Here is a 7,479-nt window from a genome sequence, read left to right as displayed (position 1 = left end):
TGAACACCGGCTTGTGCAGGTGGTGGTTCTTCTCGTCCATCTTGGCGGTGAAGCCGCTGGGCGCCTTGAAGGTCTGGCCGGCCATGGCGGCGATGACCTTGTCCACGTCGGTGGTCTTGGCCTTCTCGACGGCCTGCTTCCACATGTAGACGCCGATGTAGGTGGCCTCCATCGGGTCGTTGGTCAGCGGCTTGTCCTTGTGGCCGGCGATGTTCTTGGCCTTGGCGTAGGCGGCCCACTTCTTGGTGAACTCGGCGTTGGCCGGGTTCTTCACCGACATGAAGTAGTTCCAGGCGGCCAGGTGGCCCACCAGCGGCTTGGTGTCCACGCCACGCAGCTCCTCCTCACCCACGGAGAAGGCCACCACCGGCACGTCCTTGGCCTTCAGGCCGGCGTTGCCCAGCTCCTTGTAGAAGGGCACGTTGGAGTCGCCGTTGATGGTGGAGATCACGGCCGTCTTCTTGCCCTCGGAAGAGAACTTCTTGATCTTGCCGATGATCGTCTGGTAGTCGCTGTGGCCGAAGGGCGTGTACTCCTCCATGATGTCCGACTCGGGGATGCCCTTGGACTTGAGGAATGCGCGCAGGATCTTGTTGGTGGTGCGGGGGTACACGTAGTCGGTGCCCAGCAGCACGAAGCGCTTGGCGCCGCCGCCTTCCTTGCTCATCAGGTATTCCACCGCGGGAATGGCCTGCTGATTGGGCGCGGCACCGGTGTAGAACACGTTCTTGGAGAGCTCCTCACCCTCGTACTGAACGGGGTAGAACAGCAGGCCGTTCAGTTCCTCGTACACCGGCAGCACGGACTTGCGCGACACGCTGGTCCAGCAGCCGAAGGTGACGGCCACCTTGTCCTGCGTCAGCAGCTGCTTGGCCTTCTCGGCGAACAGCGGCCAGTTGGAGGCGGGGTCCACCACCACCGGCTCCAGCTTCTTGCCCAGCACGCCGCCCTTGGCGTTGATTTCCTCGATGGCCATCAGGACGGTGTCCTTCAGGACGGTCTCGGAGATGGCCATGGTGCCCGACAGGCTGTGCAGCACACCGACCTTGATGGTCTCCTGGGCGAAGGCGGGCAGGCCCGCGCCGGCCAGCGCGACCGCCGCGGTCAGCGCCTTGAGAGTGAAACGACGTTGCATGAAAGCTCCTGGAAGAAGAAAGGAAGACAGGACGAAGAGGAAGAAAACGAAGGCGACCCCTCTGGCCATCGCCTTGCCGCCGGCGCCTGCGCGCTTTTGGCAACGGACGAGATGGATGCTAGGTTTCGCCCCGAAATGGGGCCATACGCCGCATGGCGTACGGCGGGCGGTACGATCACGCCCATTGAACCCACCTGGAGGACCGATGGCCACCAAGACCAGCCGCGATTACCTGGAGATCGCCTACCGCTCGATCCAGTGCTTTTCCGACGATGGCAAGCTGCAGCCGGCGGAGCTGGAGCGCCTGGTCACCATCGCCATCAAGGATGGCGTGGTGGACCCCAATGAGAAGCGGGTGCTCGGCAACATCATCAAGCGGCTGAACCCGGCGGAGCTGACGCCGACGATGCAGGTGCGCCTGGCGGTGCTGAAGCAGAAGTACGGGATCTGAGCGGCCCCTGGATGTCCGCCTGGGCGGACTCCCGTCGTCCCCGCGCAGGCGGGGACCCAGGATCAGCCCGCCGATCGCAGCGCCTGCAGGTCCACGGCCTGCGCGATCGCCGCCATGCCGGCATCGTTCGGATGCAGCCGGTCGCCGCTGTCGAAGGCCGCAAGCAGGCGCGTGGGCGCGGCCGGGTCGCGCAGCACGCGGTCCACGTCCAGCACCGCGTCCGCGAGGCTCTGCGCACGGATCCACGCATTCAGCGCCTGGCGCCCGGCCTCGCTGGCCGCGGTCGCGTAGCCGTAGCCCTCGCACGGTGGCAGGGTCGCCAGCACCATGCGCAGGTCGGCCTGGCGGCCGCGACGCACCAGCTCCTGCAGGCCCTTGACCAATTCCTCCGCGGCCACCACCGGGCCGATGCCGGCGGCCGGCGCATGCAGGTCGTTGATGCCGATCAGCACGATGGCCGCGCGGGCGCCGGCCACCTGCAGCACGTCACGCTCGAAGCGGTCCAGCGCGCGCGGGCCGAAGCCGTCGAACAACAGGCGGTTGCCGCCCAGGCCAGCATTCACCACGCCCCAGCCGGCCAAGCCTGCATCGGCCGCCAGCCGCGCATCCAGCTGATCGGTGTAGCGGCGATGCGCGTCCGGCGTGGACAGCGCGCCCTCGGTGATGGAGTCACCGAAGGCCACCACCACGCCGCCCGGGCGCGGTACCCGCACGTCCAGCCGCCGCAGCCAGTGGACGGCACCCGTTCCCGGCGCTTCGTCCAGTGACTCGGCCGCGCGGGCGTCACCCTGGGCGATACGCCCGGTCTGGAACGCACCCGCATGCCAGGTGGACACCTCCATCGGCCCCGCCACGTACAGGCTGATGGCGACGGCCTCGCGCGCCGTGACCGCGAAGTCCAGCTCGTCGCTCCAGACCTCGCCGCCTGCGGGGACACGCGCCGCCGTGGCGCCGCCAAAGCGCAGGGCCTGGTCGGTCGCCGGGTCGATGCGGCTGCCGGCGACGACGCGGGCGATGTTCACGCCGTCGATCACCAGCGGCTCGCTGCCAAAAGCATTGCTGATCCGCAGACGCAGCGTCGCGCCGCCCTGGCTGGGCCGCAGCACGTGCCGCAAGGTCTGGTCCCGCAGCACCAGCGGCGGCGGCACCGGCAGGCCGGGCGCGCTGGCCCGCACGGCCTGCACCGCGGCCAGCCAGCCGGTCTGCCACGTGGCCCCGGCACTGGCACCGTCGACATCACCGGCCACAGGTGCATCCGCCTGCTCACCACCCCCGCCACCACAACCGGCGAGCAGTGCGGCCCAGCCGGCGAACGCGGCCAGGCAGGCGCGGCGGCCTGGGTCCGTCACGCGTTCGGCTCGCGGGGAGTCATTGGGGTTCGCCATGGCGCCATTGCAGCACTGCGCGCGGTGGTGGGCGTAACACGATGTGCGGGCAGTCCCACCCGCCGCGAAGCTACCGCGCGGGCGGCCGCGCCGGCAGCACGGATGCAGGCGACCAGCCCGCGGCCGCGGCGAAGGCGCGTGCCAGCTGCTGGTAGCCCGGCACGGTGAAGTGGATCAGGTCCGCTGCCATCAGCCCCTCGCGCGCCCATCGATACGCGCTGCCCGGCCCCCCCATCGCCTCCAGCGGGCTCCAGAAAGCGCAGCCGGCCGCCTGCGCGGCCTGCTGCTGGATCCCAGCGATGGTCTCGTGCACCTGCGTGTAGCGCAGCAGCGCGGCCGGTGGCACCGACGGCCCGGCGCGCCGGGCCGTGGCCGCGGCGCGTGCCTTCTGCGAGCGGCGCAGCAGCACGCCGCGGTCACCCGGGCCGATCAGCACGCAGCGTGCCGCGGGGAAGGCGGCACGCAGGTTGGTCACTGCCGCCGCCACGCCTTGCCGATAGGCCGCGGCATCGAACGGCGAGGCATTGCCCTCGTTGGTGCCGTAGGCCATGACGACCAGGTCATAGGCATCCGCCGCCAGCCAGGGCCGAAGGCCCTCTGGCGGCAGGCGCGCCCAGCCGGCGGCGGTGGCGCCGGGGTAGCCGAACACGTCCAGCTGCAGCAGCGCGCGCGACGCGGGCGCCAGCGCCAGGCCCTGCAGCCGCAGCGTGCCCGTGAGCAGGCGCAGGCGCAGCTGCGACACCGGCGCGTCGACGGCGATCTCCAGCGCCGCGGGGCCCGGGCGGGCTTGCAAGTCCACCTCGGTCGGCTCACCGCCGTCGAGCGCCAGCGCCACGCGCAGCGGCGCGCCGTCAGCCTCGTACAGCAGGCGCAGCGGTCCGGCCTCGCCACCGCGCACGGTGCGCAGGTCCAGCGCGATGGCGGCACCCGGCCGGCTGGCCACCATCGCGACCAGGCCGGGGCCGCTGGTGGCAGCGTCCACGGAAGCGACATGCGCGGACTCGTAGCGCCAGTCGCCTTCGGCGCAATGCCGGCGCAGCGGCAGACGCACGCCAGCGCGACCGAAGGTGGCCGGCAGCAGCGAAGGCCGTGCCAGCGCCACGTCGAGCCCCGCCAGGCGCATCAGTTCCTCGGTGAAGAACGCTGCCGCCATGTGGCTGTCGCCCCAGACCGCCACCCGCAGGCGCTCCCCCACCGGCGGCAGCAGCGAGAGGCCGGTCGCGGGCGCGCCGGCAGGCCCCTGCGCCTGCAGCAGCGCGGCCAGGTCCTCCTCGCCCGGTGGTTCCAGCGGATCGGGCTCGGGCGGGCGTGGCGCGGCGCGGCGGCTGCGCGGCTTGCACTGGAAGTCGGTCACCGCACTGCCCGCCGTCAGCGACACCCTCTGCGTGGCGATGGCTTCGCCGGCCTGCGCAGCCGCCCCGGGGGCCAGCAGGGCCGTCAACGCGACCGCGAGGCCCACCTGCGCGAGCCATGGGCCACCGACCCGGCGGCCCGCCAGGCAGCACCCGATCAACCGCCGCTCAGAGGCCTTGATGCGATTCGACATCGGCATCGACCGCAGGCACGGTCACGACGGCCGGCCGATCCTCGACCGCCTCGGTGGGCGTGGCCCGCAGCCGCTCGGTAGCGCGGGTGGCCTTCAGGCGGATGCCCTGCCCTGCACGCGCCATGGCGGAGGGTTCGAACAGCGGCACGCCGGCCGCTTCGGCCAGGGCCCCCGCCAGCGCCGACATGCCCGCCGAGTTGAGGTGGATGCCATCGGATACGAAGAATTGCGGGTTGTCACGACCGAGCGTGGCCCAGTCCACCCGCACGACGTTGGGGAACTCGCCCGCCACGCGCGCCACGATCTCGTTGTTCTGCTCGGTCCAGCGGCGCGCGGCATGCACGTCGATCAGCACCACGCGCTGCCGGTCCTGCAGCAGGCGCAAGGCGCTGCGCAGGTGGCGCTCCACGATGTAGCCGTTGGTGCCCAGGTGCAGCACCACGGTGCGGCCCAGCGCATCGTGTTCGCGCAGCTCGCCGATGCGCTGCGGCGCCTCGCTGAACTGGCGGCCCACGGCGGCATCCACCCGCACACCGGGCAGCGCCCGCGCGAGGTAGTGGCGCGCGCCCAGCATGACCGAGTCACCGATGATGGTGATGTCGCGTCCGCTGCCCGAGAGGGCGGGCACGGTCGTGGCCGACACGCTCAGCACCACCGGCGGGGCGGTGGCAGCGGCGGGTGGCTCGGCGGCATCGGCCTCGCGGGGCGCCGGGGTGCGCAGCGAGGCGGGCTCCGCCGCCGCCACGGCATCGGCCGCGAAGCCAGGCGCGGGCAGCGAGGCAGCCGCCGGCACCAGCAGCGCGGCAGCGCCCACGGCGGCGGCACTGCCCGCCCACAGACCGGCCCCGCCGAGGGCCGGCGTCAGGCGCTCGCGCCAGCCCTGCACCAGGCGCCGCGCATCGAGTTCGATCCAGCGGTAGCTGATCTCCGCCGCCAGCGCCGTGAGGCCCACGACGACCAGCGCGCCGGCCACGCCGGGCTCGGCCTGGCCCGGACCGTCGAAGACCCACACGCCGATCGGCCAGTGCCAGAGATAGATGGAGTACGAGCGCGTGCCCAGCCAGCGCAGCGGCGCGCACCCGAGCAGGCGCGACCACGCGCCCTCATGCGCCACGGCGGAGGCGATGGCCACCGCAGCGAGCAGCGAGGCGAGCAGGAAGCCGCCCAGGTAGAGCGCCGGCGTTGCCGAGTGCCAGGCATGGACCATGGTGCCCAGGCCCGCCAGCGCCAGCAGTCCGGCCAGCGCCGAGAAGGCCCGCACGCCGCGACCTTCGTGGCCCGCCGTCGCGCCCACCAGCCAGCCACGCCGGTGCGCCAGCACGCCCAGCGCGGAGCCGGCCAGCAAGCCCATGGCGTGCGTGTGCGTGGCCAGGTAGGTGAAGTTGGCCGCCAGGGGACCGGCCGTGTACAGCCGCGCCATCTCGGCCGTGCTGGCGGCGGCCAGCAGCACCGCGACGAGGGCCACCAGACCCAGGCCGCGCCAGCGCAGCAGCACGACCATCAGCGCCGGCCACAGCAGGTAGTAGTGCTGCTCCACCGACAGCGACCACAGGTGGCGCAGCACCGGATCGCGCCCCATCGTCTCGAAGTACGACTGCACGGACCACAGCTGCCACACGTTGGAGAGGTAGACCAACGCCGCCGGCGCGTCGCTCGCCAGGCGCGGCAGCGCGTCGGGCGCGAACACGGCGGTGATCGGGAAGGCCAGCAACACCAGCACCAGCACGGCCGGCATCAGGCGCCAGAGGCGACGCCGGTAGAAACCGGGCAGGTCGATGCGGCCGGTGCGGCCGTGCTCGTCGAGCAGGCGCGCGGTGATGATGAAGCCGGAGATGACGAAGAACAGGTCGACGCCCAGGAAGCCGGCTTCGAAGCCGGCCAGTCGCAGGTGGTAGGCCACCACCGCCGCCACCGCCAGACCCCGCAGGCCGTCCAGCGCGGCCACCCGGTTCGGCAGACCCGATCCCGCCGGCACCGATTCCTCGGTCTGCGCCGGCCGCACGGCGACTGCTCCTGCCTCGTTCATCTCGCTCTTCACGTCTCGGCAGGAATCGTATCAGCTCAACGGTGCGGACCGGCCAGCCACGCGCCGAAAGCATGACCGTGGGCCCGATACGCCTGCGGCGTGAGGTGCGTCAGATCGGCCTGCATCATGGGCGGCACCTGCCGTGCGCCCGCCGCGGCGCTGCCGCGCCCGCCCATGGCAGCCTGCCAGTCCCAGAACCAGCAGCCGGCCTCGCGCGCAGCGCGCTGCTGCTGCGCGGCCACCTGGGCGTGCACGGCCGCATGCGGCCCGCCCGGCCCGCCGCCGCCGCGATCCGGCGGGCCGACCAGCACGCAGCGCGCGCCGGGATAGGCGAGGCGGAAGCGGCGCAGGCCCTCGCGCAGGGCCTGCGCATGCTCCTCCGGCCGCTGCGCGGCAGCCGCGGCGTCATTGGTGCCGTACTGCAGCACCGCGAGATCCAGCACCGGCTTGCTGGTGGCGAACGCCGGCTCGGTCACCGCCGCGTGGCGCCAGCCCTCGGCCGTGGCGCCGGGGAGGCTGAACACATCCAGGTGGTCGCGCGGGCGCTGGGCGGCCGCATACACGGGCGACAGGCCGTGCACCGTCGCCTCGCCCGCGATCAGGCGCACGGCGAGCAGCGCCGCCGGCCGCGTGGGCACGATGCGCAGCGGTTCGCTGACCGCGCCATCCAGCGTCACCAGCGCCTCGGCACCGCCGTCGGCGGAGATGCCCAGCACCAGGCTGCGGTCGGCACGCTGCTTGGTCAGGTGCAGCCGGACCGAGGTGACCCGCGCCTCCGCCTGCGGCCAGCGGAAGTCGAACCCCAGCAGGCTGCCGTGCTGCTCGCCGGACACGGCCACCAGGCCGGCGCCCACCTGGCGCGCGCCCTGCCACGCCAGCGCGGGGCGCCAGCCCGGACTGACGCAGACGCTGCGCAGCGGATGGGCGATGCCGCGG

6 protein-coding genes are annotated in these 7,479 nt (G+C 72.6%); 1 reads left to right on the top strand and 5 read right to left on the bottom strand.

Features of this window, described 5'->3' with window-relative positions; translation table 11 throughout:
- On the bottom strand, positions 1-1,135 hold a 1,135-nt coding region (gene urtA, locus ACE3T5_RS20300), incomplete at its 3' end, for an urea ABC transporter substrate-binding protein (protein ID WP_374669925.1).
- A gap of 205 nt (positions 1,136-1,340) precedes the next feature.
- Here urtA and ACE3T5_RS20295 point away from each other — a divergent pair.
- Complete coding sequence (locus tag ACE3T5_RS20295; RefSeq protein WP_374669924.1) at positions 1,341-1,586, top strand: hypothetical protein; 246 nt, start codon at positions 1,341-1,343, stop codon at positions 1,584-1,586.
- A gap of 62 nt (positions 1,587-1,648) precedes the next feature.
- Here ACE3T5_RS20295 and ACE3T5_RS20290 read toward each other — a convergent pair whose 3' ends face one another.
- The 4 genes from ACE3T5_RS20290 to ACE3T5_RS20275 form a co-directional block, all read right to left on the bottom strand.
- Positions 1,649-2,971: an SGNH/GDSL hydrolase family protein gene (locus tag ACE3T5_RS20290; protein WP_374669923.1), complete on the bottom strand. Its 1,323-nt coding sequence runs from the start codon at positions 2,969-2,971 to the stop codon at positions 1,649-1,651.
- A gap of 70 nt (positions 2,972-3,041) precedes the next feature.
- Positions 3,042-4,412 carry a GDSL-type esterase/lipase family protein gene (locus tag ACE3T5_RS20285; RefSeq protein ID WP_374669922.1) on the bottom strand — a complete coding sequence of 457 codons (1,371 nt, stop codon included), beginning with the start codon at positions 4,410-4,412 and terminating at the stop codon, positions 3,042-3,044.
- 79 nt (positions 4,413-4,491) lie between these two features.
- Positions 4,492-6,543, bottom strand: a complete 2,052-nt coding sequence (locus tag ACE3T5_RS20280) for an acyltransferase family protein (protein WP_374669921.1) — start codon at positions 6,541-6,543, stop codon at positions 4,492-4,494.
- A 35-nt stretch (positions 6,544-6,578) separates the two neighbouring features.
- On the bottom strand, positions 6,579-7,479 hold a 901-nt coding region (locus ACE3T5_RS20275), incomplete at its 5' end, for a GDSL-type esterase/lipase family protein (protein WP_374669920.1).

The sequence above is a fragment of the Ramlibacter sp. genome (assembly GCF_041916345.1).
Classification (GTDB): Bacteria; Pseudomonadota; Gammaproteobacteria; order Burkholderiales; family Burkholderiaceae_C; genus Ramlibacter.
The sequence above is the reverse complement of the archived record's forward strand: the minus strand, read 5'-3'. Positions and strand labels throughout refer to the sequence as shown.

Coding starts and splice junctions, on each gene's coding strand:
- ACE3T5_RS20280 (WP_374669921.1), bottom strand. CDS start 6,543: ATGAACGAGGCAGGAGCAGTCGCCGTGCGGCCGGCGCAGACCGAGGAA.
- ACE3T5_RS20295 (WP_374669924.1), top strand. CDS start 1,341: ATGGCCACCAAGACCAGCCGCGATTACCTGGAGATCGCCTACCGCTCG.
- ACE3T5_RS20290 (WP_374669923.1), bottom strand. CDS start 2,971: ATGGCGAACCCCAATGACTCCCCGCGAGCCGAACGCGTGACGGACCCA.